Source organism: Halomonas sp. GXIMD04776 (assembly GCF_049808615.1).
Taxonomy (GTDB): domain Bacteria; phylum Pseudomonadota; class Gammaproteobacteria; order Pseudomonadales; family Halomonadaceae; genus Modicisalibacter.
The window spans coordinates 63,654-89,258 of record NZ_JBNCAN010000009.1 but is presented as its reverse complement, the minus strand read 5'-3'; the positions used below and the strand labels follow the sequence as shown (position 1 = coordinate 89,258).

General features: G+C 57.3%; 25 protein-coding genes. 5 read left to right on the top strand and 20 right to left on the bottom strand.

Annotation, left to right across the window (positions count from 1 at the left end):
- Positions 1 to 85: 85 nt before the first annotated feature.
- Positions 86 to 1,771 carry a methyl-accepting chemotaxis protein gene (locus tag ACPF7Z_RS07960; protein ID WP_425192739.1) on the top strand — a complete coding sequence of 562 codons (1,686 nt, stop codon included), beginning with the start codon at positions 86 to 88 and terminating at the stop codon, positions 1,769 to 1,771.
- A gap of 94 nt (positions 1,772 to 1,865) precedes the next feature.
- Here ACPF7Z_RS07960 and msrB read toward each other — a convergent pair whose 3' ends face one another.
- The 4 genes from msrB to ACPF7Z_RS07940 all read right to left on the bottom strand — a co-directional run bounded on the left by msrB (position 1,866) and on the right by ACPF7Z_RS07940 (position 5,636).
- Positions 1,866 to 2,363 carry a peptide-methionine (R)-S-oxide reductase MsrB gene (gene msrB / locus ACPF7Z_RS07955; RefSeq protein WP_425192738.1) on the bottom strand — a complete coding sequence of 166 codons (498 nt, stop codon included), beginning with the start codon at positions 2,361 to 2,363 and terminating at the stop codon, positions 1,866 to 1,868.
- Between the two features lie 131 nt (positions 2,364 to 2,494).
- Positions 2,495 to 4,078, bottom strand: a complete 1,584-nt coding sequence (locus tag ACPF7Z_RS07950) for a phosphoenolpyruvate carboxykinase (RefSeq protein ID WP_425192737.1) — start codon at positions 4,076 to 4,078, stop codon at positions 2,495 to 2,497.
- A 244-nt stretch (positions 4,079 to 4,322) separates the two neighbouring features.
- Entirely contained in the window at positions 4,323 to 5,198 is an 876-nt protein-coding gene (hslO, locus tag ACPF7Z_RS07945) for an Hsp33 family molecular chaperone HslO (protein ID WP_425192736.1), read from the bottom strand.
- 48 nt (positions 5,199 to 5,246) lie between these two features.
- The gene (locus tag ACPF7Z_RS07940) at positions 5,247 to 5,636 is read right to left on the bottom strand and encodes an RNA-binding S4 domain-containing protein (protein ID WP_425192735.1); all 390 of its coding nucleotides are present in this window, start codon (positions 5,634 to 5,636) and stop codon (positions 5,247 to 5,249) included.
- 112 nt (positions 5,637 to 5,748) lie between these two features.
- Here ACPF7Z_RS07940 and nudE point away from each other — a divergent pair, with 112 nt between their 5' ends.
- Both nudE and ACPF7Z_RS07930 read left to right on the top strand, forming a co-directional pair.
- On the top strand, positions 5,749 to 6,327 hold the full coding sequence (nudE, locus tag ACPF7Z_RS07935) for an ADP compounds hydrolase NudE (RefSeq protein WP_425192734.1): 579 nt from the start codon (positions 5,749 to 5,751) through the stop codon (positions 6,325 to 6,327).
- A gap of 115 nt (positions 6,328 to 6,442) precedes the next feature.
- Positions 6,443 to 6,769: a hypothetical protein gene (locus ACPF7Z_RS07930; RefSeq protein WP_425192733.1), complete on the top strand. Its 327-nt coding sequence runs from the start codon at positions 6,443 to 6,445 to the stop codon at positions 6,767 to 6,769.
- Positions 6,770 to 6,883: 114 nt separating this feature from the next.
- Here ACPF7Z_RS07930 and ACPF7Z_RS07925 read toward each other — a convergent pair whose 3' ends face one another.
- From ACPF7Z_RS07925 to nrdR, 12 genes are all read right to left on the bottom strand, one after another.
- Positions 6,884 to 7,960, bottom strand: a complete 1,077-nt coding sequence (locus ACPF7Z_RS07925) for an oxidoreductase (RefSeq protein ID WP_425192732.1) — start codon at positions 7,958 to 7,960, stop codon at positions 6,884 to 6,886.
- A gap of 670 nt (positions 7,961 to 8,630) precedes the next feature.
- Positions 8,631 to 9,581 (bottom strand): phosphoribosyltransferase, encoded by a 951-nt coding sequence (locus ACPF7Z_RS07920; RefSeq protein WP_425192731.1) that lies wholly within the window; start codon positions 9,579 to 9,581, stop codon positions 8,631 to 8,633.
- Between the two features lie 207 nt (positions 9,582 to 9,788).
- Complete coding sequence (locus ACPF7Z_RS07915; protein WP_425192730.1) at positions 9,789 to 11,189, bottom strand: hypothetical protein; 1,401 nt, start codon at positions 11,187 to 11,189, stop codon at positions 9,789 to 9,791.
- Between the two features lie 411 nt (positions 11,190 to 11,600).
- On the bottom strand, positions 11,601 to 14,045 hold the full coding sequence (lon, locus tag ACPF7Z_RS07910; RefSeq protein WP_425192729.1) for an endopeptidase La: 2,445 nt from the start codon (positions 14,043 to 14,045) through the stop codon (positions 11,601 to 11,603).
- A gap of 103 nt (positions 14,046 to 14,148) precedes the next feature.
- Entirely contained in the window at positions 14,149 to 15,453 is a 1,305-nt protein-coding gene (locus tag ACPF7Z_RS07905) for a DUF945 family protein (protein ID WP_425192728.1), read from the bottom strand.
- Positions 15,454 to 15,472: 19 nt separating this feature from the next.
- Positions 15,473 to 15,946 (bottom strand): phosphatidylglycerophosphatase A family protein, encoded by a 474-nt coding sequence (locus ACPF7Z_RS07900; protein ID WP_425192727.1) that lies wholly within the window; start codon positions 15,944 to 15,946, stop codon positions 15,473 to 15,475.
- Positions 15,943 to 16,926 (bottom strand): thiamine-phosphate kinase, encoded by a 984-nt coding sequence (thiL, locus tag ACPF7Z_RS07895; protein ID WP_425192726.1) that lies wholly within the window; start codon positions 16,924 to 16,926, stop codon positions 15,943 to 15,945. The genes ACPF7Z_RS07900 and thiL overlap by 4 nt, the downstream gene beginning before the upstream one ends.
- On the bottom strand, positions 16,910 to 17,410 hold the full coding sequence (gene nusB, locus ACPF7Z_RS07890) for a transcription antitermination factor NusB (protein WP_425192725.1): 501 nt from the start codon (positions 17,408 to 17,410) through the stop codon (positions 16,910 to 16,912). The genes thiL and nusB overlap by 17 nt, the downstream gene beginning before the upstream one ends.
- Positions 17,407 to 17,889 (bottom strand): 6,7-dimethyl-8-ribityllumazine synthase, encoded by a 483-nt coding sequence (ribE, locus tag ACPF7Z_RS07885; protein ID WP_425192724.1) that lies wholly within the window; start codon positions 17,887 to 17,889, stop codon positions 17,407 to 17,409. Before ribE ends, nusB begins: the two co-directional genes overlap by 4 nt.
- Before the next feature lie 23 nt (positions 17,890 to 17,912).
- Positions 17,913 to 19,112, bottom strand: a complete 1,200-nt coding sequence (gene ribBA / locus ACPF7Z_RS07880; protein ID WP_425192723.1) for a bifunctional 3,4-dihydroxy-2-butanone-4-phosphate synthase/GTP cyclohydrolase II — start codon at positions 19,110 to 19,112, stop codon at positions 17,913 to 17,915.
- A gap of 165 nt (positions 19,113 to 19,277) precedes the next feature.
- Positions 19,278 to 20,408, bottom strand: a complete 1,131-nt coding sequence (gene ribD / locus ACPF7Z_RS07875; RefSeq protein WP_425192722.1) for a bifunctional diaminohydroxyphosphoribosylaminopyrimidine deaminase/5-amino-6-(5-phosphoribosylamino)uracil reductase RibD — start codon at positions 20,406 to 20,408, stop codon at positions 19,278 to 19,280.
- A 3-nt stretch (positions 20,409 to 20,411) separates the two neighbouring features.
- Positions 20,412 to 20,894, bottom strand: a complete 483-nt coding sequence (nrdR, locus tag ACPF7Z_RS07870) for a transcriptional regulator NrdR (RefSeq protein ID WP_425192721.1) — start codon at positions 20,892 to 20,894, stop codon at positions 20,412 to 20,414.
- Between the two features lie 134 nt (positions 20,895 to 21,028).
- On the opposite strand from nrdR, the gene ACPF7Z_RS07865 reads away from it, so the two are divergent.
- The gene (locus tag ACPF7Z_RS07865) at positions 21,029 to 21,277 is read left to right on the top strand and encodes a GlsB/YeaQ/YmgE family stress response membrane protein (protein WP_425192720.1); all 249 of its coding nucleotides are present in this window, start codon (positions 21,029 to 21,031) and stop codon (positions 21,275 to 21,277) included.
- A gap of 255 nt (positions 21,278 to 21,532) precedes the next feature.
- Entirely contained in the window at positions 21,533 to 22,048 is a 516-nt protein-coding gene (locus ACPF7Z_RS07860) for a gluconokinase (protein WP_425192719.1), read from the top strand.
- Here the strand turns inward: ACPF7Z_RS07860 and ACPF7Z_RS07855 are convergent.
- From ACPF7Z_RS07855 to ACPF7Z_RS07840, 4 genes are read right to left on the bottom strand one after another with little or no spacing between them, the layout of a single operon-like run.
- The gene (locus tag ACPF7Z_RS07855) at positions 22,041 to 22,970 is read right to left on the bottom strand and encodes a 2-dehydro-3-deoxygalactonokinase (protein ID WP_425192718.1); all 930 of its coding nucleotides are present in this window, start codon (positions 22,968 to 22,970) and stop codon (positions 22,041 to 22,043) included. The genes ACPF7Z_RS07860 and ACPF7Z_RS07855 overlap by 8 nt on opposite strands.
- On the bottom strand, positions 22,967 to 23,653 hold the full coding sequence (locus ACPF7Z_RS07850) for a 2-dehydro-3-deoxy-6-phosphogalactonate aldolase (RefSeq protein ID WP_425192717.1): 687 nt from the start codon (positions 23,651 to 23,653) through the stop codon (positions 22,967 to 22,969). Before ACPF7Z_RS07850 ends, ACPF7Z_RS07855 begins: the two co-directional genes overlap by 4 nt.
- A 15-nt stretch (positions 23,654 to 23,668) precedes the next feature.
- The gene (locus ACPF7Z_RS07845; protein WP_425192716.1) at positions 23,669 to 24,970 is read right to left on the bottom strand and encodes a TRAP transporter large permease; all 1,302 of its coding nucleotides are present in this window, start codon (positions 24,968 to 24,970) and stop codon (positions 23,669 to 23,671) included.
- Positions 24,970 to 25,599, bottom strand: coding sequence for a TRAP transporter small permease subunit (locus ACPF7Z_RS07840; protein WP_425192715.1), 630 nt, complete (start codon positions 25,597 to 25,599; stop codon positions 24,970 to 24,972). Before ACPF7Z_RS07840 ends, ACPF7Z_RS07845 begins: the two co-directional genes overlap by 1 nt.
- Between the last annotated feature and the right edge of the window lie 6 nt (positions 25,600 to 25,605).

Here is a 25,605-nt window from a genome sequence, read left to right as displayed (position 1 = left end):
CCGATATAAAGACTATGTAAAGAGTGTAATCACCTCCACCACCCCTTTGTATCGACGCTGGGATACCAAGAAAATGATTAAAAATATGAACAAGATAAGCGTGAAATACGCCATCGCCTTCATCGGCGTGGCACTCTCACTGATGGCAGTGGTAACGATCGACTTCTTCCTGGTCGGTTCCGTCAAGGAGCGCATGACGGAATTCAGCGGCACCTTCAACAAGGCCACTTCAGCAGTACTCAATGCCGACCGCGATCTGTATCAGGCCCATGTCGCCACCCTGGAATACCTGAGCGAAGAGCCGGGTACGGAGAAAGCCCAGACGCAACTTGCCGATTATCGCGACAACGCCGAGCAAGCCTATGAGCGCATGCAGAACTTTGCTCGCTTGCTGGCGGGATATCCTGACATCGTCGCCAAGCTGAGCGCTTTCGAAACGCTCTACCAGAATTGGTCCCAGCAGGCTGATCTTGTGTTCTCCTTGCACGACAGCAATCGATTGGGCGAGGCAAAGGCCCAGCTCGAAGGACCGGCGAGCAAGGCGTTCGACACCCTGCGTGACGTTTATGACGCCGGTGGTGAAGCGGCCGCTGCGAAGGTCGACGAGCTCGAGGCCGCCACGCTCAAGAAGATCAAAACGCAGCAGTATTCCGTCATTATCTTCACCCTGCTGGTGTTCATAGCTGCCGTGGCCATTGCGCTAGGCGGCCCGCTGATGATGTCCCGCGCGATTCGTCAGATCACTCATCGCATCAAGGAAATTGCCGAAGGTGATGGCGACCTGACCGCTCGCATCGACTCCAAGCGCAAGGACGAGATCGGTGAGCTGGCGGGCCAATTCAATGCCTTCGTCACGCGTGTCGATCAGACCCTGCAATCCGTGCGCGCCAGTACCCATGGTGTGCATCACGCCGCAGATGAGATTGCCAAGAGCAGCCAGGATCTGTCTTCACGCAGCGAACAGGCGGCTTCCAATCTTCAGGAAACCTCCGCTTCCATGGAAGAGATCACCGCCACGGTGAACAACACAGCGGAGTCGGCCCAGCAGGCCAACCAGCTCGTCCAGTCGACGGCGGATGTGGCGCGTCAAGGCCAAGAGGCCATGGGACAGGTCGAAAAGACCATGGATGAGATCAGTGCCTCCGCGGCGCAGATCAACGAGATCATCACCCTGATCGATGGCATCGCCTTTCAGACCAACATCCTGGCGCTCAATGCCTCGGTCGAGGCGGCCCGCGCCGGTGAACATGGCCGCGGTTTCGCCGTGGTGGCCCAGGAAGTGCGCACCCTGGCCAGTCGCTCCGGCGATGCCTCGAAGAATATCCGCGAATTGATCGACACCTCCGTCGCGCGTACACATTCCGGTGCCGAGCTGGTCAAGAGCACCGGCAAGACCATGCAGGAAATCGTGAACAGCATCGGCCGGGTCACCGATGTGATCGGTGAAATCAGTGCCGGAGCGAAGGAGCAGAGCCTGGGTATCGGTCAGGTCAATACGGCGGTCGGCGAACTCGATGCCATGACGCAGCAGAATGCTGCCATGGTCGAACAGACCAATGCCGCCGCAGGGGAAATGCGCGAGCAGGCCGAACGCCTCAACCAATTGATTGCCTCGTTCCGACTGGGCAACGATATGAGCGCAAGCCTACCCTCCGCCTCCAAAGCGACAACGCCGGGCAAGACTCTCTCTTCATCGAAGGCTTCTCCCAAGACCATCAAGCAATCGCCGTCCTCTCAAAAGGCAACGGCTGATGAGTGGGAAGAGTTCTAGCGTTCAATGGCACAAGACGCCACCGATCACGGCCAGGTCTGACGACCTGGCCGTGATCGTTTTCATCTATCGAAAAAGAACGAGGCTATCCCAATCAGGCAGGAACGAACTTGAGCGCCAAGCCGTTATTGCACCAGCGCAGTCCCGTGGGTTTCGGTCCATCCTCGAACACATGCCCTTGATGGCCACCACAGCGAGCGCAGTGATACTCGGTACGCGGGAACAACATGACGAAGTCCAGCTCTGTGAGCAAATGGCCTTCGATATGCGTATAGAAACTCGGCCAGCCGGTACCAGATTCATATTTTGCTTCGCTTGAAAACAGCGGCAAGTCGCAGCCCGCGCAGTGGAACGTGCCTGGGCGCTTCTCGTCATTGAGCGGGCTGCTGCCGGCACGCTCGGTGCCCGCCTCCCGCAGAATATTGAACTGCTCCTCGGTGAGCCGTTCGCGCCACTGCTCTTCGCTCAACTCCAACGGTTCGATGTCCGCCGCCCGTTCGAGCTCCAGTTTGGGGCGCGCCCGGGCAAGACCCGGCAATAAGCCCGCGAGACCGCCAGCCCCCAGCAATCCCAGAAAATGACGTCGTTGCATAATGATACTCCTCGACCCTTCCAATTACCTGCGTTTCAATCATCTGCCTTCGATGCGATGTTGTTGCTCCCATAAAAAAAGGAGAACCCTTGCGGCTCTCCCTTGGATGCGAATGGACGGTAAAGGTTCGATCAATCGAGTGTAGGGCCGGCCTGAACGATGGCGTCGTCGACACCCTCGAATTTCTTGAAATTATTGACGAACTTGCTTACCAACTGCGTCATCTGTTCCTGGTAAGCGTCCTTGTCCTGCCAGGTGTCACGCGGGTCGAGCAGCGTCGAGTCGACACCGGATACCTCTTTCGGAATATCCAAATTGAGCTCATCGATGTGCCGGGTTTCCGCATCCTTGAGTTCTCCGGATTGAATCGCCGCAATGATGGCTCGGGTCGTGGGAATGCTGAATCGACTGCCTCCTTGGCCGAAGCTGCCTCCGGTCCAGCCAGTATTGACCAGATAGACGCGGGAACCGAAACCTTCGATACGCTTGATCAGAAGATCGGCGTATTCCCGTGCGGGGCGTGGGAAGAAAGGTGCCCCGAAACAGGTCGAGAAGGTCGCCTCTAGCCCCGCGGACGAGCCCATCTCGGTGGAGCCCACCTTGGCGGTGTACCCGGACAGAAAGTGATACGCCGCGGCCTCCTTCGACAGCAGAGACACCGGCGGCAATACACCGCTCATGTCGCAGGTCAGGAAGATGATGGCATTGGGCTCGCCGGCGCGGTTTTCCTCGATGCGTTTCTCGATGTGCTCCCGGGGGTAAGCGGCGCGGCTGTTCTGGGTCAGGCTGTCATTACCGTAATCCGCATGGCGCTGGTCGTCGAGCGTCACGTTTTCGAGTACCGTGCCGAACTTGATGGCATCCCAGATGACCGGCTCGTTCTTTTGGGAAAGGTCGATGCACTTGGCATAGCAGCCGCCTTCGATGTTGAACACCGTGTCCTCGCCCCAGCCATGCTCGTCGTCCCCGATCAGATAACGTGCCGGATCAGCGGACAGTGTCGTCTTGCCGGTGCCGGACAGCCCGAAGAACAAAGTGGTCTCGCCATCGTCGCCGACATTGGCACTGCAATGCATCGGCAATACATCCTTCTCGGGCAGCAGGAAGTTCTGCACGGAGAACATCGCCTTCTTCATCTCACCGGCATAGCGCATTCCTGCGATCAATACCCGACGACGGGCAAAGTTGATAATCACGGTGCCCTCGGAATTGGTGCCATCCCGCTCGGGCTCGCAGACAAAATGAGGGGCGTTGAGGATACTCCACTCACTCTTGCCCTTGGGATTGAACGTCTCGGGCCGCACGAACATGATTCGCCCGAAGAGATTATGCCAGGCCGTCTCGGTAGTGACGCGGATCGGCAGATAATACTCGGGATCGGCACCGACATGCAGTTCGGATTCGAAACTCTCGCCTTCGGCAAGATAGTCCTCGACTCGCTCCCACAAGGCATCGAAACGCTCGGCATCGAAAGGCTGGTTGACACTCCCCCAGTCAATCAATTCTGAGGTGGAGGGCTCATCGACGATGAAGCGGTCCGCGGGCGAACGGCCAGTACGGGCACCGGTATTCACTACCAGAGCACCGTTGTCGGCCAGATGTCCCTCATTGCGCGAGACGGCACGCTCGACGAGCTCAGCGGCACTCAAATTGAGGTGGTTGCGCGTGGCGCGACTCTCGGCTGCTATCTGACGATCTGCTTGGGTAGTGGTCATCGTTGGTTCATGGCCCTTGGGCCGCTCCTCTCATTATCCAAAACGCGGACTGTTCATCGCGCCGTCCACGGACGTGTCACCGTCCCTACATGAATACACTCTTCTCTGATATCCGCTTTTATAGCTTCATATAACATTTCGAGCGTATCGCGTTACAGGGCGACATTATTGCAAAAAGCCACCGCCCGGCAAACGCTGCTTTTTCCCCATGCCAACGATGAGAACACTCAGCGTTCCAAGGCTATTAGTGCAGTATCGGAGAGCCAGCATCAGGAGATTCGATTAATGCCTCTATCTGAGCGGCACTAAAGTGATAGTGGGTATGGCAAAAATGGCATTGAGTATCGATGGCCTGTTGTTCTTCGAGAATGGTGCGCAGTTCCGCAGCGCCCAGATTAAGGAGTGCATGGGCGATACGTTCCCGGGAACAACTGCAGCCAAAGTGCAGACGTTTAGGATCGAAAACCCGGGTGGCTTCCTCATGATAAAGTCGATAGAGCAAATCGCGTTGCTCAAGCGCCAGCAGCTCATCGTTGGATACCGTACTTGCCAGCGTCACCAGCCGATACCAGGCATCCGCATCGCGATGGCTATCGTCACCCGGCAACTGCTGAAGCAGGAGTCCCGCTGCGCGCTGTCCATCGGCACTCAGCCATAACCGTGTGGCGAGCTGCTCGGAGCGCTCGAAGTATTCCTCGAGGCAGCCCGCCAGATCATCGGCCTTGAGTTCGACGATGCCCTGATAACGATTGCCTTCTTGCGGATCCAGGGTAATGACCAGCCGGCCATCCCCTACCAGCTCCTTGAACGAGGCCTCGTCCGTGGGCAGCGCCACCGTATCGTCGAGTCGTGCAACGGCGCGCAGCTCGCCACCAGGATTGGACTCCGCCACCAATAGGCTGAGCACGCCATTACCTCGCACCTCTAGACTCAGGGTGCCGTCCAGCTTGATGGTTTCCGTCAGTAGCGCCGCCGCCGCAAGCAACTCGCCCAGTTGGCGCTCCACCGCCGCGGGATAAGCGTGCTTGTCGAGCACCTCGGCATAGGCGTTTTCAAGAGTGACGATCTCGCCACGAACGTTAGTGTCATCGAAAAGAAAGCGCTGAATCTGATCGTTCATTGGCGGGTCTCAAAGCTCAAAGGTATGAAAATGATAAGAAAGTCGCCCTCACTCATCAGGGCGCTGGCGTTGAAAACGCTGAATATCGCGTCGCTGCTTCTTGTCGGGACGTCCGCGCGGTGCCATCACGCTACGATTGGCCAGGCGCCGGGCCTCCGTCTCCCGCTCGCGTCGTGCCTGACTTTGCGATGTCTCGCGATACAGCTCCCGGGCCTCGGGCGCGCCGCGACGCTGATCGGTCACCGCCAGCACTTCGACCTCCCAGGTATCCCAGCCCTGAGGTACCTTGATCAAGGCCCCAGCTTCGACGCTTTTGCTGGTCTTGACCCGCGCACCATTGTATTCGACCTTGCCACCCTCAATTGCTTTCTTGGCCAAGGCCCGGGTCTTGAAAAAACGCGCGGCCCATAGCCACTTGTCGATTCGTACGTTCTCCATGATTCTCCATGTTCGACCCTGCTCTGACAGGCAATTCATCGTTGGCCAGGCGCTATCGGGCAGTGGTAAAAGAGGATTCGATATTGCCTTTATTGTACTGGATACATTCACCATGCCGCCAATGCCCCCTCCCAAACCCAATGTTCTCAACCGCGAGGAAGTCGCCCACAGCCGACTCTTTACCATCGAGCGACTCGATCTGCGCTTTTCCAACGGTGCCGAGCGCAGCTTCGAGCGTCTCAAGGGCACGAGCCGTGGGGCAGTCATGATCGTGGCCATGCCGGATCCGGATCATGTATTGCTGATTCATGAGTATGCGGCGGGATTCGATGACTATGCCCTGACGTTGCCCAAGGGCCTGGTCGATCCTGGTGAAGATATCGTCACTGCGGCCAATCGTGAACTGATGGAGGAGTGCGGCATGGGCGCCCGCAATATCGAACCCCTGGTCGAACTATCGTTGGCCCCCAACTACATGAATCATCGCATGCATGTACTGCTGGCCAGCGATCTCTACGAAAAGCGTCTGCCCGGGGATGAACCGGAACCGCTGGTGGTGGAAACCCATGCCCTCGATGATCTTCCCGCCCTGTTGGCGCGGGAAGATTTTCACGAAGCACGGGCCATTGCCGCCTTGTTCATCGCCCGCGAGCGCATCAAGGCAACGCAAAGCGGCAATGCGTGGTGGTAAGGCGCAACGTGTCCGTGCTGGACGCGCCAGAAACGCTATATCCGCGAACTATTTGCAAATCAACGACATCTCGTATAGCCTCTGTACAACCTTCAAGGTTAAAAGGAGTATGAGCATGAAAGGACTGACATTATCAGCAGCTTTATTGGCATCCATGATGGCATTTTCTACCGCCGCCATCGCTCAGGAATCATCGCCGACAGACTCCAATAGTGGCGTCGACTCAGCCCAGGATGTAAACCCAACGCCGGACAGCCAAACTGACGGATCGGTCAAGCAAGACGACCTGGCTCCCAACAGCGGCATCGATTCCGGTGAAAATGTGGACCCCTCTTCAAATCAGGGGAGCACTCAGCAATTGGATCAGGACGACCTGGCGCCCAACAGTGGCGTGGATTCCGCGAATGATGTAGAAACCGGTAGTGATAAATCCGGCAACTGATATCGGCAACGCTCGTTACGTCTATCGGTATACAGATTGAATGAGTCACAACCTCGACTTCGGTCGAGGTTGTGTCATTTAGCATGTGTTGAATTTACATCTGACGGGAACGAATCAGTACTTGCGCCGTAGCCCACCAAGCTCCTTGAGCTTCACCCAACGCTCCTGACGAGCACTGTCCAGTCCTGTCTCAAGCAACTGCATCACTGCCAGGGCATCGTCCACGGAAACCGGATTGGTCCCTTCGCCAGCCAGGGCGTCGTGTATCCCGATATAATAGGCCAGATAATCACCGGGCAAGGTGCCACAGGCATGCGCCACCAACGACGCCTCCTCGCTGTCAGTTTCCTGCAGCATCAGCTCTCCGTCGCGACTATCCACGCCCCATTGAGGGGTTGGTGTTTGTCCTTCCTTGAGCCAGGCCTCCTGGGGATCGAGTCCATGCTTGACATAGCTACCCTGGGTACCGTGCAGAATAAAGCGCGGTGACTCCGCCGCGACCAGCGTGCTGGCACAGAGCACGACTCGCAGCCCGTCGTAATCCAGCAAGGCATGAAAGTCATCGTCGACCTGAGCACCATCACGACGCTTGGCAAGATTGAGCAATATGGCCCGGGGCATGCCGAAAATCTGTCGCGCCTGATCGAGCAGGTGCGGGCCGAGATCGTACCACAGGCCAGCACCGGGCTTGGGTTGCTCGCGCCAGCGCTGCCCGACATCGGGACGAAAACGATCGAAGTGCGACTCGAAATGCACCAACCGCCCCAGGGTACGTGCCTCGACCAGTGCGCGAACCGTTAGAAAGTCACTGTCCCACCGGCGATTGTGAAACACCGACAGCAACTTGCCCGCCTCCTCCGCATATCCTTTGAGTAGCCGCCCTTCACCCAAGGTTACGGTAAAAGGCTTGTCCACGATGACATGCTTGCCCGCCGCCAGTGCCGCCTTGGCTAAAGGGAAATGGGTATCGTTGGGGGTGGGGATGACAACCAGATCAATATCCGGACGTGCGAACAATGCCTGAGGCGTCGCCATTACCTCCACTCGGGGTAAGTCGGCGAGTACCTTGTCGGCATCGCTGCTTGATACTGCCACGACCTCAAGCCCTGGAGTCGCCGCGATCAACGGTGCGTGGAAGGTCTTGCTGGCCATTCCATAGCCGACTAGGCCTACATTATAGGTTTCCTTCATGCGTTCTCCTTTACCCTGCCCACTTTGCAAGCGACCTTATGCGTCGTTATGCTCAAAAGATTGATCCATATCAAAAAAAGGTCGAAAATCATCATATCGACTTTGGTCTAAATCTGTCATGCTCCATACTGGTTGAACGAAAGATCCATTGGCATTGGAGGAATAGCGTATGTGTTGCTCCGAAGAAAGTCTTGAAATGCTAGAAATATGGTACATCCTGGAGTGTGAACTAGAAGCATTTGAAGACTATACCATCGAACCGCTGCGGGAAGCCGCCTGATCGGCTGAATCAGGCAGATGCAAGTGATCGAAACTGCGACGATAGATCGTCCGAATCATTAAGGCCCGCTTTGTGCGGGCCTTAGCTTTTGAATTCGTTCACAACATCCTGTTGCTGTTAGAGGCACCGGCTACCCATCGCTGAACTGGCGGCTGGATCACTGCAACGCGAAACAGCCCTACCCAGGGAGTAACATCAAGGGTATGGCACTCTAACCGTCTTCATGGAAGTCTCATCAAAACACTAAAAAAAGACTCCAGGATGATTACCGAAAACATTACTAAACTCTATTCGACCTGCTTGACTACAACGGGAGGAGGCCACGGGGCCTATGTCGAGCGAATATTCTCCCTGCACGAGCCCTGCACGAGATTTCCTCACACACTTTCTTTATACTATGGGACGCCATTTTTTCACTAACTTCTTCATTCTTGCGAAGTTGATCCTAACAAAATGCGCCTTACCATGTTTAATGACTGCCTCGACGGAAGGCCTCACCACATCATTGGTTTGCGTGCAAAAAACCGGCTTTCCCGTCGCTTTGGCGATACGTAACGCATGATCAAAATCATGTTCTAAAAAAAAGCTGAGCTCCGGGTTGCCTTTATACCAATCCACCTTCAGATCGCAATATTTTTGTTCGTCACAAACGACATTTTTATCACATGACTGCGCCATGACCAGATTGTCATAGTTTACGTTGTGATGTGAAAGCCAACTCTCGATTGCTTTTCGAGAATGCTCGGGCTGCTTGGTTATCAGCGAATGAATCCGATAGGAGGGCAGGACAATTGGCTTGATGCTTTCAACGAAATTCACGGCATCTTGCCCCTTGCCATTTTCCTCTGCATGCCAGTTTAAAATCACACCATCCAAGGTAACGCAAGCTCGCTGCATGACTACGCAATGCCACATATTCCATTGAAATACCCGGGGTGACGCCAGGTATTTTAAACACACATCCACTTTAGGAATACCGATAGTATTACCGTATATCGCCAGGGTGGTTATTTCGCAGGGGCAGTCCTTGGGTATCTGGCTAAGCACGTCTACCATGGAAGCGCCGGTATTTACACTGTCATCGACAATCAATACTTTTTTGGCGTCCCATGCGTTGCGCATTGCCCTTCTGGTCCTTCTTGTGTTGCCTTTTACAAGGCTATTATTTTTAATAAAATCATGCAGATTCGTACAATCTATGTTAAGCAAAAGACTTAACATATAGGCAGGAATCACACCGCTTCGTGGAATGGCTACCACCAATTCGTAGCCTTGAGACTGCACCTTATCGATATTGCTAAAAATATCGTTGCTAAGCTCGGCATAGGACTTGAAGTTCATTTTTTTGCCATGATTATTATCAAGTTTTTAAGTATCGTCCTTGCGCGAATAAGATATATCTAATCCACTCTTTTCCATGAGCTTTCTTATTGCTAAATGCAGCCGTTCGGTAGCAATACCAAAACGTCACATCAAAAGGCGTATCGAATACAGCGCTATCTAAAGCAGAGTATCTCTGTCAAACAATCGCCATTTTTCTATACAAAATCACCTCTTGAGTAATTTATGCATTTCTGCCTTTACAGAAACAGGGATTTTCCCTTTAATGAAATTAACAATCTTGTTTTCAGGATTGATTGGAATCGAAAGAAGGTTTGGATCCGCTTGTTGGATAATACTGATCTGAGCCGCCCCTTTTTTTCTATCTTCAGGTCCATACTCAAGCAGCAGCTTCATGATCCAAAAGGAATTAGCTATATCAATTCTTTTCAGCCCTTGGTAATCACTATAAAAATGGTGGCCTGCCCCAAACGACCCCACCCTTTGATCCAAATAGAATCTGTCTCGCCAATCCATGTCTAAAGGCATTTTTTCATCTAAAGATTTGATATAGCAATTAATTGCATCATACCAATCATTGGTTCGTTCTATACCATCCATTGGATCCAGTATTTCGTGCGCATCTTTGGGCTTATTTGAAGACAACTTCCCCCAATAGTAACATCTTCCCACCTCGAATCCAGTACCGTGAAGCACCGCATCGCCAGTGTTGAACTGATTCTCTCCCATCCCAAAAATATAGCTATGCTCACCATTAATAAGGGAGTTATCGGATGCTTCTAATAGTTCACATCTTCTTTTTTCAGAATTCACTTTTTTAGGAACCCAAAATTCGTGATGAAACCCTGCTAGATTAGCTATTTTAGGGGGGAATTTTAGATCTTTTTTGGGTAAATTTTTATATTTACTAGTATAAGTTTTAAAATCATTTCCGGTATATTTGGCGATAGCTAATAAGGTTCGGGTGTCTATCCCTGCCGTCAATGGCAGCCATGTATTTTCATTATGCTTTTTCCATTGAGTCATGGCGTTGGATAAGGAATCTATCAGGTCGGGACCCGTTTCTAAATCAGGTGACTGGATATCTATGTCTCCTGTTATGGGCTTGATAGACCTTTGTGGAAGTAGACGGTATACCTCTTCTCTCGTCGTGTACGGTGCTGGAACCCAGTCGATTCCGGATCTGTGGACAACATTCCAATCTATACGCTTGGTTTTATTTCCAATGTATTTTCCGAGTATGGAAGGAGAGCTGGAAATCCATACATGGCCTAATATGTCTCTATAGAAAAGGCTCATCAGACCAGATGCATCAGAGATGCATTTTTTATATGTCAGGACTGCCCATCGACCAGATAGATATGCTGCATCGCGATCTATGCTTGTTATTTCATTTCTGCTGAGAATACTGGCAGGATCATCATTCAATACTGAAACAGCAAACCCGATTAGGGCAAAAACATGGCCATCCGATAATTGTCCAAAAATGATATCCGAGTCATGCGAATAGGATAAAATAACCTGATCACCCAAATCCTTATGTTTCCAGCCGTAATTTTCAAATACTGGCTTGGATCCGATGACGAAGTTATTTTTAGCGTCTAACATGCTTTATACCCAAGGTTCGTAGAGTGACTGCAGCATCACTGCCAATGGCTCAGAATCTGCTGGAGCAAGGCTTCACCACCGTAACCGCGCCGAACCAGAATTGGGCCGTATCGAAACACTCAACGGTCAAACTCATCGTGACGCCGCAAGCGCCTCTGGTACCTGGCCGGTGCATATTGGCATATTGTATACCTTCGAGAAAGAAAGTCTCGCAAACGATGCATTGATGCATTTTGTTTCAACATTGACAGCCAATATGCGAAGCGCCATGAAGCGAGGAACGTGATGGCTCTCTTCTCGAACTTCCCAACAATTGGCTTTCAATAGTTTAATAGGTCGTAACCGCCGGCCACCCATCGCTATCGAACGGGCTGCCGGTCGGCCACTATCTGAAGGCTTCTCGCCACGACCCTAGCCGAAAACCACCTTGGCCACGTCTTGATACTGCTTGGCGAAATGCACGGTCATGCCCTGCTTGAGATGATCCGGCAACTCCTCATAATCCCTGCGATTGGCATCGGGCAGGATCAGCTCAAAAATATCGCTTCTGCGCGCAGCGATCACCTTTTCGCGGATACCACCCACCGGCAGCACCTGCCCGGTCAAGGTCAACTCACCGGTCATCGCCATCGGGCGATCGATATCCTGGTTCTTGGCGAGGGAAATCAGTGCCGTGGCCATGGTTACCCCGGCGGAAGGCCCGTCCTTGGGCGTCGCCCCCTCGGGGACGTGCAGGTGTACGAACGCCTCGTTGAAGAAATCCGCATCGGCGCCGTATTCACCAAGATGCCCCAGCACATAGCTGTAGGCGATATTGGCGGACTCCTGCATGACATCCCCCAGCTTGCCGGTGAGCTTGAAGCCCCGCGTCAATGCATGCACCTTGGACGCTTCGATGGGCAGCGTGGCGCCGCCCATGGAGGTCCAGGCCAGGCCGGTCACCACACCCACGCCCTGAAGCACATTCTCTCGACGGAACAGCGGTGCACCAAGATACTCCTCCAGGTTCTTGACCGAGATCTTGACGCTCTTCTGCTCGCTCTCCAGCAACTTGACCGCTGCCTTGCGCACGATACGGTGCAGCTGTTTCTCCAATTGGCGTACCCCGGCCTCCCGAGCGTAGCCTTCAATGACCTGGCGCAGGGCAGCATCGGTGAGATTGATGCGCTTCTTGGGAATCTTGTCGCGCTTGAGCAGCTTAGGCCACAGATGATGCTTGGCGATGGCCATCTTCTCTTCGGCGATATAGCCGGAGAGACGAATCTGCTCCATGCGGTCGAGCAGCGCCGGCGGAATGGTGTCGAGCTGGTTGGCGGTGCACACGAACAATACCTTGGAGAGGTCCAGGCGCACATCGAGGTAATGATCGAGGAAGTCGACGTTCTGCTCCGGGTCGAGCACCTCGAGCAGCGCCGAGGCAGGATCGCCCTGGAACGATTGCCCCATCTTGTCGATCTCGTCGAGCATGATCACCGGATTCTCGACCTCGACCTCCTTCAGAGCCTGTACCAGCTTACCGGGCATGGCGCCGATATAGGTGCGCCGATGTCCCTTGATCTCCGCCTCGTCACGCATGCCACCCACCGAGAAACGGTAGAACTTGCGCCCCAGGGCCTCGGCGATGGAGCGCCCCACCGAGGTCTTGCCCACCCCGGGCGGGCCGACCAGCATGACAATGGAACCACCCACGTCCCCCTTGAAGGTGCCTTCGGCGAGGAACTCGATGATGCGTTCCTTGACGTCCTTCAAGCCATCATGGTCGCGATCGAGCACCGTGCGGGCATGATTGAGGTCGAGTTGATCATCGGAAGTCACGCCCCAGGGTAGCGAAGTGAGCCAATCCAGGTAGTTGCGCGTGGTGCCGTATTCCGGCGAGCCGGTCTCGAGTACCGAGAGTTTGTCGAGCTCGTCGTCGATGCGCCCCATGACCCGCTCGGGGACCGTCAGATTTTCCAGGCGCGCACGGAAGGTATCGACGTCATTCTCGCGATCGTCCTTGGAAATGCCCAGCTCTTTCTGGATCACCTTGAGCTGCTCGCGCAGGAAGAACTCGCGCTGGCGATCCTGCATCTGGGCATTGACCTGTTCGCTGATTTCGGTCTGCAGCTGAGCGACATCGATCTCCTTGCGCAACAGCGGCAATACCTTCTGCATGCGTGTCATCACCGGCAGGGTCTCGAGAATACCCTGCAGTTCTGGCCCCTTGGCGGAAGTGATGGCGGCGGCGAAATCCGTCAACGGCCCCGGCTCATGGGGGCTGAAGCGATTGAGGTACTGCTTGAGCTCTTCGCCGTAGAGCGGGTTGATCGGCAACAGCTCCTTGATGCCATTGATCAATGCCATGGCATAGGCGCGAGTTTCATCGGTCTCCTTGTCGACAGGCTCCTTCGGGTAGCTCACTTCGACCAGATACGGCGGCTTCTTCGACAACCAGCGCTGGATACGAAAACGGCGCATGCCCTGAGCGATGAACTGAATCTGCTGATCCTCACCCTGCGCCTTGTGGACCTTGACCGCCGTACCGATGCTGGGGAAATGCGCGTAATCGAGTTCGCCCACCTCGACATCGCCGACAAACGCCAGACCAACAGTGTGATGCGGCGTATCGGCGATACGCTGTATGGTCTCCTCCCAGCGCTCACGATGAATGACCAGCGGCTGCACCTGGGCGGGAAAGAAAGGCCGATTGTGAATGGGTAACAGATAAATACGCTCGGGCAGGTACTCCTGGGTCGTTATCATAGCCCCCGAGCTAGTCCCGGGTTGAGCTTCTGATTGAGCCCCGGAGTGGCTCGATTGCTCTTCGTTGAACTCTTCGGTAAGTAAGTCCTGATCGTCTTGATTGTGTTCGCTCATCATCCACCCTGCATTCCTAGGCCGGTTTGCCAATATGTCTCATGCAATGCGGGCGACGACAGGCAAGTTCAAGAGCCAGGCGGGTTCTATTATCCTCCCGGCACTACAATGAAGGCGGTAATGGACGACCGTTGACCAGCACGTTGCCCCGCTCGATCTGCATATCGACCTGGCGAGTACCCGGGGGCAGACCGAGCTGCAAGGCCACCAGCGGCGGCACTCCCTGCCAGCTGAAACCGCCGTTCAAGTGTTCGCGCCAGGCCTGTGCATTGCCGTTCAGCAACGCCTCGATATCCAATGCCTGGCTGTCATCACCCTCGAAGATCAGCTCACCATGGCCGCGGACATCCACCCCGAACAGAGCGCTCTGCAAGGTAATGCCTTCGAGATTGAAGCGAGGCGAATCGACCAGGGTCGCCAGCAAGGACGATTCGAGACGTCGAATCAGCGTCTTGCGCTGAGCGTCACTGAGTGACCAGAAATCGCCGCCCTGCTCCTCGATCAATTGAGCGGACTGTGACTGCAGACGTCGCACGGCATTTCCATTCAAACGGTCGAGCCTGACGTCAAGGCGGCCGGAGAGCATCGCCTCACCGGCGACCCGGGCTTCGTCCAAGGCGATACTGGCGTTGATCGTCAACTGATCATCAAGCCGGGAGTCGCCCTCATAGCTCAGCCCCAGGAGTGTAATCGGCGCTTGCTGCCGATTAGTATAGTGCAGCCGGTCGAGGCTCAGCTCGCTGTGCTGAAACAGAGACTTACCGCCATCCGCCACCTGATAACGACTGTCGATACTCAGCGGCCCCGTGACGATCTTCGCGGCTTCACTGCGTAGCTTCAGCGGCGCAATCGACCCCTTGATACTGATATCACTCACGTGACCATCAAGCGTGAACTCAGCACCCTCCGATGAAAGCTGCCCCTCTTCCCGGCTCAATGTGAAAGACGGAATATCGAGACGCCCTTTTGCACGTCGATCGAGGGTATGCAGGGTGGTCACCCAGCGCGGCTCCGCCGAATCCAATATATCACCGAACAGCGCGGTACGACCTTGTACTGGACTCTCGACCGAATCGTTCCGACCTTCACCGCTTGTGTTTGACGCCTCATGCCGATAGCCCTGCAAGGCACCACTGATCCGCGTACTCAACAGACCATGACGAGCATCGTAAGGCAGGCTCAAGCGCCACTGCGCGTTATCGATGTGACTGAGCTGCAAACGTCCCCGGGAATGGAACCAACCGCGCTCAACCTCATCGCGGGTTACTTGCCATTGAGGATTGGCGCGCGCGTGTTCGAGCGTACGGCTGAGCTCTCGCTCGAAGACATGACTGGAGTAGGCCTGGGCACCCAGATATCCCGCTCCGAGCACCACAACGGTGGCAACGGCAAACCAAACCTTGCGCATGATGTCCTCTTGAGCCAGTTCAATGTAACCAGAACCACAGATGCATCACGCTCCAGGCCAACACCCCGGCCAGGATGTCATCCAGCATGATGCCGAAACCGCCGGCCACGCGCCGATCGACCCACCGAATCGGCCAGGGTTTGATGATATCGAATACCCGAAATACGACGAAGCCCCATAAGGCCGACTCCCAGGAGAACGGCACCGCCGCCATGGTGATCCAGTAGCCGACGAACTCATCCCAGACGATGCCGGAATGATCGTGGACACCCAGGTCATGAGAGGTCTTGTCGCATAACCAGATGCCCACCAGACTGGCGAACAATACCAATCCCAGATACCAGACCAGTGGCAAATCGGACATCAACCAATAGAAGGGAATCGCTGCCAGAGTACCGAAGGTACCCGGAGCGAAAGGGACTGCACCACTGCCCAGACCGAAGGCAAAGAAATGGGTGGGGCGTCGCCAGACGCTGGGAGGCGCACGATTCATGACGATCCTCCCGGAAAGTGCTGCCAGCCAGCCACTCGTTCGTCACCAACTCCGACGATGCCCGGCGATTCGCTCAACCGTCCGATCACGATCAAGGTATCGCCACTCGCTGCCAACCGCTGGCGGGCGGTGTCGACCGCCGAAGCCGGCAAACTGAATAGCAGTTCGTAGTCATCACCACCGGTCAGTGCCGCACGTTGCGCAGCGTCGAGCCCCAGCGCTGCTTCCAACCCCACGGCCAAAGGCAATTGTTCAAGTTCGAGTTCGGCGCCTACGCCACTGGCACGACAAAGATGTCCCAGGTCCGCCAGCAGACCATCGGAGACATCGATAGCGCAATGCGCCAGATCACGCAATGCCAAGCCCGCGGCGAGCCGAGGTCGAGGCAGCAGATACGCCTTGAGCAGATCATGCTCGAGATCGCGTTCACCCGCCTGCCAGGCTTTCAATCCTCCCAATCCACCGCCCAGCGTACCGGTAACCGCCAATAGATCGCCGGCTTGTCCTCCACTGCGCCGCAGCGCTTTATCCGGCGGTACTTCGCCCTGAACGGTGACGCTGATGCTTAATTGCCCGCGGGTTACGTCGCCCCCGACCAAGGCCACGCCGCTGTCTTGGCAAAGCGCATGAAAGCCGTCGCTAAAGGCGGCGATCCACGCCTCATCCATTCGAGGAATCGCCAGCGCCATGGTGCACCAGCGCGCTCGCGCCCCCATGGCGGCAAGATCGCTCAAGGCGACGGCCAAGGCTCGATGCCCCACCGCCCAGGCAGGAGCCGTGGCGGGAAAGTGCACGTCGACTACCGAGGTGTCGACACTCACCGCCAGGTGCTGGCCCGGGCTGGGCGACAACAGCGCGCAGTCATCCCCGGGCCCCAGCACCAGACCGGTCGCCTCGCCTTCATCGCGGCGCAGGAAGTAACGAGCGATAAGCTCGAACTCACCTGGCTCGCGACCTGGCCTGTCAGCGACGCCGGGCATTGACCTCGGCATTTCTGAGCCGTGCGGAAAGTTTGTCAAGAATGCCATTGACATACTTGTGGCCATCGGTGGCGCCAAAGGCCTTGGCCAGCTCGACGCCTTCGTTGATTACCACCCGGTAAGGCACCTCGGGGCGCTTTGCCAGCTCGTAGGCGCCCAGACGCAGGATGGCAAGCTCGATAGGGTCCAGGTCTACGATGCGCCGATCAAGCAGCGGCGCAATCGAGGCATCCAGATCGGCACGATCGCGTATCACGTTGTGCAGCAGCTCATGAAACAAGGCCAGATCGGCGATTTCCATGACCTTGGACCAGTTCTCGTGGTCCGCGAGGTCATCATCGGCCACCTGAGTACGGAATTCGGCTTCCAGGGCAGTGGCCGACTTGCCGTTGAGTTGCCACTGATACAACCCCTGCACCGTTAGCTCCCGTGCTGCGTGACGGGCCTGACCGGCATTGACCGTGGCACGCCTGGCGGCACTCATTCCTTACCTCCCAGACGCCTCATCAGCGACACCATCTCCATGGCAGCCATGGCCGCCTCGGCGCCCTTGTTGCCGGCCTTGGTGCCCGCGCGCTCGATGGCCTGTTCGATGGAGTTGACGGTGAGCACCCCGTTGGCGATAGGGGTTTCGAACTCCAGCTGCAGATTGCCCAGGGCAGCGTTACAGCCGCCGGCAACATACTCGAAATGCGGTGTGCCGCCACGAATCACCGCCCCCAGGGCGATGACCGCTTCCGGTTTGATCAGGCGCAGGGCCCGCTTGACCGCTAACGGCAACTCCCAGGCACCGGGCACATGCACGATGTCGATGTTGTCTTCATCGACCCCGTGGCGCACCAGGCTGTCGACGGCGCCTTCCACCAGGCTATCGACCACATGATGATTGAAACGACCGACAACGATGACATAACGGCCATCGACATCGGTAAAGGAACCTTCGACTTGGGCGATCGGTTGCATAGTCAATCCTGGCAAAAAAGGAGCTATTTTACTGACTCGTTGGCCTCGAGGGTATCGCCGCCCAGCAGCTCGACCACTTCGAGATCGAAACCGGAAAGTGCCGAGAACTTCCAGGGCGAACTGAGCAAACGCATCTTGCCCACCCCGAGCTGGCGCAATATCTGGGAACCGGTACCGATCATCAGGTAATTGCCCGAACCATCTGAATCCGTCGAGCGAGGCATCCGCGTGCGGCCCAAAAAGACATCCAACTGTGTCTTGAAATCCAGGGGCCCTCGGCCATCATCGAGCAGCACCAGCACGCCTGCCTCTGCTCCGGCGATCTGGGCCAGGGCGGCATGAGCGGTCCAACTTCCGCCTTCCGGGCGCTGCAGCATCAACACATCGCGCAGGGTATCGGCCAGATGCACCCTTACCGTGGTCGGCGCTTCCGGGCGGGGTTGACCCTTGACCAGTGCCAGATGGTGCGCGCCCTGAATACGATCGCGAAAGACATGCAGGGTCAGATCGCCGACGGCGGTATGAACCGGAACTTGCTCCGTGAGCTCGACGGTCTGCTCGTTGTGAATACGATAATGAATCAGATCGGCAATGGTGCCCATCTTCACATCATGCTCGGCGGCAAAACGCTCGAGTTCGGCGCGGCGCGCCATGCTGCCGTCTTCGTTCATGACCTCGCAGATCACACCGCTGGGATCGAGACCCGCCATGGCGGCCAGGTCGCAGGCCGCTTCGGTATGACCGGCACGACGCAATACGCCCCCCGGCTCGGCCATCAACGGGAAGATATGCCCCGGCTGCACGATGTCGGCCGCCTTGGCGTCTCGCGCCACCGCGGCACGCACGGTTCGCGCCCGGTCCGCCGCGGAAATACCGGTGGTCACACCCTGGGCGGCTTCTATGGAGAGGGTGAACTTGGTGCCGAAACCAGAATTGTTATCGCGCACCATCAAGGGCAGATTGAGGCGCTCGCAACGCTCTCGGGTCATCGGCAGGCAAATCAGGCCCCGGGCATGACGCGCCATGAAATTGATGTGCGCTGCCTCGACTTTCTCCGCAGCCATGATGATATCGCCTTCGTTCTCACGATCCTCATCATCCATGAGAATCACCATCCGGCCCTGGCGGATCTCTTCGACCAGTTCTTCGATGCCAGCCAGCGCCGGGCCAGGCGAATCCTTTGAAGCGCCCTCGCCGGGGGGCTGGAAAGAGGAAGGCAACATGCATTCTCCAGGAAGCGTTACTGATGGACTCGTCGGTGAATAACGACAACGTCATGCCTGATCGAACAACAGCCACGAATCAAATCGGGCTCAGGGTACCTGCACCCAGGCATCGGCGCCAGCCCCTCCCCCGCAACGATGCCGAGCATGGCGCCGTTATCCTGTTCAGCACCGTCGCTTGGGGCGAGCAATAATACGCCAATCATGCCCGATCGCGCGAATGTCGTCGATCTGCAACGCACGTTGCTGGGCCATGCGCTCCATTCCCCCCAGGGCGAATAGCGGACGTGCTTCGCTCCCCAATAGGGTAGGCGCCACGAACAGATGCATCTCGTCGATCAGATCCGCATCGAGCATGGCCCCGGCCAGGGTGGCGCCGGTTTCCAGCAGCACTTCGTTGCAGCTCTCCTGAAGCGCCAGATGATGTAGCAGCGCCTCCAGATCGACCCGCCCCTGTCGATCGCAGGCGAGCATGATCACCTGGGCCCCGGCCTGTTCCAGCGCTTCGCGACGTGTCTCGTCATCATTGCAGGTGGCAATCAAGGTACGCCCCGGCTCGCGCAGGCACACCGCCGCCAACGGCAGACGCAAGTGCGAATCGACCACCACGCGCAATGGCTGGCGAGCGGCGATGGCCTCGCCTTGCTCGAGATTCAATTGCTCGGGGCGCACCGTGAGTCGCGAGTTGTCGAAGATGATCGACTCGACGCCGGTCATCACCGCACTGGAACGCGCGCGCAACCGTTGCACCTCGGTGCGCGCCGCCGGACCGGTGATCCACTGGGATTCGCCGCTTGCCATGGCGGTTCGCCCATCGAGACTCATGGCCATCTTCAGGCGCACAAACGGACGTTTGCGCTCCATGCGCGCAATGAATCCCGGATTCAGAGCCCGCGCCTGATCTTCTAGCAGGCCAAGCTCGGCCTCGACACCCGCCTCCTCGAGCATGGCGACACCGCGCCCGGCCACCAAGGGATTAGGGTCTTGCATGGCGATGATCACCCGGGCGACACCGGCCTCGATCAACGCCTGGCTACAGGGACCGGTGCGTCCTTGGTGCGAACAGGGTTCCAGAGTGACGTAGGCGGTCGCGCCTCGGGCAGCCTCGCCGGCATTGCGAAGCGCATTGACCTCGGCATGGGGCTCGCCGGCGTATTGATGCCAGCCCTCTCCTACCAACTGGCCATTCTTGACCAGCACGCAGCCGACTCGCGGATTGGGATCGGTAGTGTAAAGACCGCGCCGGGCCAGTATCAGGGCGCGGGCCATCCAACTTTCGTGGGTTGCAGTGGTCATGGCCTACTGTTCATCCTCCGGAGAAGAAAACCCAGGCTCCTGAGCCAGGCGATCGATCTCGGCACGGAACTCATCGAGATCCTGGAAACGACGATAGACCGACGCAAAGCGAATGTAGGCGACCTGGTCGAGCCGCTTGAGGGCGCGCATCACTTCTTCGCCGATCTCCCGAGCCTCGACCTCGCGCTCACCGCGAGCCCGCAGGCGCTGGCGAATACGCTCCACCGCCGCCTCGATGGATTCGGCGCTCACCGGACGTTTCTCCAGCGCCCGAAGCATGCCGGCTCGCAGTTTGCTTTCATTGAAGCTCTCCCGAGAACCGTCCGCCTTGATGACCCGCGGCATGATCAACTCGGCGGTTTCATAGGTGGTAAAGCGTTCATTGCAATTCGCGCACTGCCGACGGCGGCGAACCTGATCGCCTTCGGCAACCAGGCGCGAATCGGACACCCGGGTGTCGTGAGAACCACAAAAAGGACAGTGCATGGGCAAGCATCCGACGAGTGCATTTTAGGTAATTGTACCGGCTCGGCCTGGTTATCACGCAAGACGCAGACGCCTTGTCGTATCCGATCATTGCCGCCATGATAAAGGCTCATTCCCAAATGTAAGGAAACACCATGGGGTTTCTCGCCTGGATCGTCTTCGGCCTCATCGCCGGTATCATTGCCAAGCTCATCATGCCCGGCAAAGATCCCGGTGGCTTCATCGTCACCATCATCATCGGCATCCTGGGCGCCGTGGTTGGCGGCTGGATCGGCTCTGCCCTGGGCTTCGGCTCGGTGACCGGCTTCAACCTGGGTAGCTTTGTCATTGCCGTGCTAGGCGCCATCGTACTGCTGGTCATTTATCGTATGGTGAAGAAGTAACGTCTCTTGATCTCCCCGCCCTGACACGATACTGCAAATCGGCACGAGTCGTGCAGAGGCGGGGAGGTACACCGCAAACCAGATATCTCATCATCGCTTCGTCCAAGAGCCTACAGGAGATCGCGTATCACCATCGCCCGATAAATCGAGCGCCTACGAAACCAGTGGCCTTGTCTATCGAGAAATATTCTTCCCGTGCGATCGTCCTGTTATTCTAGTTGGCTTTTCAAAGAGCTATGTCATGGATGAGATTCAATGAACGATTTAGCGCGCTGTATCCTGGTGATGGGAGTTTCGGGGTCGGGGAAATCGCATATCGGTCGTGATATCGCCGCCGCCATGGGTGCCGACTTCATTGACGCAGATGATCATCACAGCGCCCTCAGTGTGGCCAAGATGGCGCGAGGAGAGCCGCTTGACGACGAAGATCGCAAGGGCTGGCTGTTCACCCTGAGTGAGCTCTTCCGCAATCACCGTCTACAAGGTCGCGATGTGGTGATCGGCTGTTCGGCCCTCAAGCATCGCTACCGTGAGGTGCTGCGTGAAGGGGCGCCGGACCTGATCATTCTCTATCTGCAAGGAAGCCGCGACGTGCTGCTCGAGCGACTGAACACTCGCAGCGCGCACTTCTTCGCCGGCGAGCGTATGCTCGACAGCCAGCTGCAAACCCTGGAGCCGCCGACCGACGATGAAGCCATTTGCCTGGATGTTCGCCATCCCCCCGCGGTTATCGTCGAGCGCTTCCTCGCCCAACTCGAACAAGCTAAGTAAGCGCTGAATCGTCGCGATGTCGCCGCGCCAGGGCACACACCCCCGCCAGAATAGCTTGATCGCTGTCGATTTCCTGAACCTCGAACCCCACCTTTTCCAGGGCGCACCGATAAAGTGCATTGAGTGCACTGGACCCGACCAGCAACACCCTCTGGGGACCGGAAAACAGCGTCCGCTGGGTGCGGGCTTCGTGACCGACCAGCACCCCCGAGATGAAGCTGCCTACCTGGGCCGCGGCAAGACCGGCATGTAGATGACGGCTGCGCGCTTCGAACAGAGCATGCAATGGACCGGCGGGGTGGTGCGCCGCCTGCATGCCCTGCTCGAAACCCTCGGCATCGAACGCCTCTCTGCCCCGATCGGGTTCACCAGGCAGCGTATGGAAGCGCACCGCATGATAAAGCTCGCCGGTCATCAGCGTCGTGAAATCGATCATCCGCCCCGCTTCCAGGCGCACCCATTTACTGTGGGTACCCGGCAGGCAGCACAGCGCCGTGTCATCACCGATCATGGCGAGGGCGCCGAAGGCCTGGATTTCCTCGCCGCGCATGACATCCACCTGATCGGATGTCACCACCTTGACACCGGGCACTATCCAGGCGTTATCGAGCCCTGGCGCCGCCACGACATGATCTGCCAGATCGTTTGCACTCACCGGGAGATCGAGCTGTGGTGCCTCGCGCCAGCCCCGGGCCGAGCCGACCATGCCGGCAAGATAAACAGGAGGGGGGTCATCACCTTCACGCCAATCGCCAATCTGTGCGGCGCAATAATGCGGAAACTCCGCACTGCTCAATGAGCGCAGCCCCGCCTCGGAACGCCGGCTCTCCAGACGTTTACCGCTCTCGGCATCGACCAGGAAAGCGCGGAAATTGCTGGTCCCCCAGTCGATGACGATCAATCGTCCTGGAGCGTGACTCATGCATCCGCCTCGCGCTCGAAATACTCTGCCTGGATCAGCGCTTCCCGGACACGGCGCCACTCGGCGATCAGTTCTCGACCGTGCTGCTCTACCTGTGCCGCCGACCAGCCAGGACGATAGACACTGCCACCGAAGCCGAAACCATCGATACCGGCATTCATCCATTCGCTCATGTTGCTTTTATCGATGCCACCTACGGCGAAGATCGGTAGCTCCGGCGGCAGAACTGCCTTGAGGTCCTTGAAGTAACCGATTCCCAGGCGTGCCGCGGGAAACAGCTTTAGGGTGGTAGCCCCGGCGGCCACTGCTGCCAATGCTTCGCTCGGGGTCATGCAACCGATCATCGGCGCCAGGCCCTGGGCCACCGCCTCGCTGATCACCGCCTCGTCGGTATTGGGCGTGATGACGATCGGCGCATCGAGAGCGGCCAGTTGATGACAGGCCCCGGGATCGAGCACCGTCCCGGCCCCGATCACCACGTCCTCCGGGCAACGCTTGGCAATACGCTCGATACTCTCGAAAGCAGAAGGTGAGTTAAGCGGGATTTCAATCATCTTGAAACCAACATTGACCAGCGCATCGAAGATGTCATCGATTTCCTGGGGCCGCACCCCGCGCAGGATGGCGACCAGAGGCAAATGCTCGAGGGCCGCATCCAATGCAGCCCGGCGTGTTTCGTTCATGCTCGACTCCTATTCTTAAACCAACCACATCGCAAGGTTCGGCCACACCAGTAGTGCCATCAACACGCACAGCTGAATTGCGATGAATGGTAACAAGGATACGAAGATGTCCTTGAGGCTGATGTTCGGCGGCGCCACGCCCTTGAGATAGAAGGCGGCGGGACCGAACGGTGGCGACAGGAACGATACCTGCATGTTGACCGCGAACAGGATGCCGAACCAGATCGGGCTGTAGCCCAACTGCTCGACGATGGGCACGAAGATCGGCAGGGTCAGCATCGCCACCCCGATCCAGTCGAGGAACATGCCCAGCATCAGCAGAATGCCCATCATCACCAGGATGATCACGATCGGCTCGACCTCCAGCCCCAGGATCAACTGCGAGATAAAGCGGTTACCGCCCATCAGATTGTAGACCCCCACCAGGGCCGCCGCACCGATGCCGATCCAGATGATCATGCCGCAAGTGGTCAGGGTTTGACTCAGGCTCGCGTGCAGGGTCTTGAAGGAGAACTCGCCGCGTCCGACCACCGCCAACAGCACGCCAAACACTCCCATTGCCGCTGCTTCGGTCACCGAGGCCACGCCGCCATAGATCGACCCCAGCACCATGAAGGCGATCAGGCCCGGCACGATGATCGCCTTGAACGCCTGTCCCTTGTTGGCAAACCCTTCCTGACGATCCGCCTCGGTCATGGGCGGCCCCAGTTTGGGATTTTTCAAGCAGCGCACCAGAATATAAGCGATGTAGCTGCCCATCAGGATCATGGCCGGGGTAATCGCCGCGGTGAATAGGTCGGCGATGGACTCGCTGGCGATCAGGCCGTAGATGATCAAGACGATGGAGGGCGGCATCATGGTGCCCAGGGAGCCGCCGGCACATACTACCCCGATGGAAAGATGCTTGTCGTAGCCCAGCCGCAACATCTGCGGCAAGGCGAGAATTCCCAGCAGTACGATTTCACCGCCGATGATTCCGGATAGCGCCGCCAGGAAGAACGCCACCACCACGGTCTGAATGGCGACACCGCCAGGCAAGCGGCCAGCGAAGACCCGCATGGCGTTGAACAGATCCTTGGCGATCCCCGATCGATCGAGTAACGAGGCCATCAACACGAACATCGGCACCGCCACCAGGGAGTACTCGGTGACGAAGCCATACACCCGGCTGGTCACCAGGGGCAGCGCATTGGGGCCGAACCAACCGAAGGTGAAGGCCAGGGCCACCAGCCCCGTGACGAAGGCCAGAGGCAGGCCGGTCACCAGCAGGGCGAAGATTGCCCCAACGAGTAGCAGCGTTCCGTCTGCGATTTCCATCAGCGTGCCTCCCCTGCACCTTCGGCACGGTCATCGGGTCGCGCCCTTAGCGACTGAACGAGATGAATCAGCGACTGCACGCACATGATGATCAGCGCCAGCATGATCATGCCCTTGACCAGTGCCGGGAAAGGCGGGTTCCAGGAGGTACCGGAGCGCTCCAGTTGCCACTCTCCAAGGGGGTTGTGGGAGGCGTCCCAGAACATGACATAGGCGGCATAGCTCATGCCCAGGCAGAAGCCCAGGGTCACCAGATCATTGAAGCGATCGAGCCATAGCTTGAAACGCGGGCCAACCGTATCGTAAAGCACCCGCACACGAATATGGCGATTGCTGGCCAGGGCTACAGGGCCACCAAGAGAGAAACTCACCGCCACCAGCATGACCACGGACTCGTGCACCCAGGAGGTAGGCGAATCGAAGCCGTAGCGCATGATGACTTCGTAGACGCTGATCGCCATGGCGATGAATATCAGCCAGGCAGCGCCTCGTCCGCACCAGGCTATCCCCTTGTCGAACGTGCTTCTGACGGGGTCGGGTTGCGTCGTGGTTTCTCCGGAGGTCGGGCCGGCGAGCTCGTCTTCTCCAGGCTCCGGAGAACCGTCGTTGGGGGGTGGGTGTGGTGACATGACCTC